The organism is Mycobacterium sp. PO1, from assembly GCF_017312405.1.
In the GTDB taxonomy this organism is placed as follows: Bacteria; Actinomycetota; Actinomycetes; order Mycobacteriales; family Mycobacteriaceae; genus Mycobacterium.
Genome location: NZ_BLTG01000080.1, coordinates 1 through 1,125, shown reverse-complemented (window position 1 = coordinate 1,125; position 1,125 = coordinate 1). Strand labels below are relative to the sequence as shown.

The following is a 1,125-nucleotide window of genomic DNA, read 5'->3' as shown; positions in this document are numbered from 1 at the left end:
CGACGGCGCCGTAGCCGCCCAGCGCGGGACCGTTTTTGACGGGCGGTATCTCGCCATAGCCTTGCAGTCGCGGTAGGTGCACCAATAAGGTCGAGCGGCTCTTGCGTTCGACGATCGTGCCGATCGCTGACCGGCCCGTACCGATGATTAGATCGCCCTCCCAGTGCCCGGGGACGGCACGGTCGGCTGCCTCTGCGGGGCGCTGAGAGAACACGACGTCGGCGGTGACATGGCCTTGCGGGCGGTTCTGCGTACGAGCGCGTGGCTGGCGCAGTGCGCGGCCTGTTCGCAGGCAGGTGACGAGCTCGCGTCTGAGCGCGCCACGGCCCTGGATGAACAGCGCCTGGTAGATCGCCTCGTGGCTGATGCGCATGGACTCATCATTGGGGAAGTCGACCTTGAGCCGGTGCGAGATCTGCTCTGGGCTCCACGCGGTCGCCCACCGCCGGTCCTGCCGATGCGGTTTGTTCAGCCCCTTCCACGCGGGCGGCTGCGGTCCGACGACGATGCTGCCGTCCGGGCGGCGCACGTTCCCGGCGAGCCGCTCCTGGACGTACTCGCGCAGCCTGTCGTTGGTCGCGAGCTTCGCCGTTTTCGGGCGCTTCGCTGTCTGCTGCGCTTTCCACTGCGCCACCAACGCCCGGTACTCCTGCTTGCCGCTGCGCGTGGCCGCGTTGCGTCGCAATTCGCGGGAGATCGTTGCCGGGTCGCGGCCGATCCTGCGCGCGATCTCACGAACGCCGACCTGCTTAGCGCGCAGAACCGCGATCTCTTCGCGTTCCTCGAAGGACAGGTAGCGGCCGGTGGGCACGGCAAGCGACATCGGTGGCATGCCGCCAGCGTGGCGAAACCAACGGGCTCCGACCGGCACGGACACGCCCACCTTCAGCGCCGCCTCGGCCGAGGTGATGCCCGTCGCGATCAGCCGCCAGAACTGCCGCTGCACCGCCCGCGAGGGCTCAGGCCGCCCGGGCGAACGCATCGGCGGTCGCAACGCCCGATCCGCACGCCACTGCCGACGAGCACCCTCGGGCACATCACTGGTCTTCGCGGTCCAGTCTTTCGTCGCCACTGCTGAACACCTCCACAGTCAAGGTGTAGCGACGACCAGTTGAATCCGCCTTG

The 1,125-nt window shown here is 68.4% G+C and carries 1 protein-coding gene; it reads right to left on the bottom strand.

Features of this window, described 5'->3' with window-relative positions; translation table 11 throughout:
• A partial coding sequence (locus J3476_RS23160; protein ID WP_207068684.1) for an IS30 family transposase occupies nucleotides 1-832 on the bottom strand: 832 nt, incomplete at its 3' end.
• Nucleotides 833-1,125: the final 293 nt, after the last annotated feature.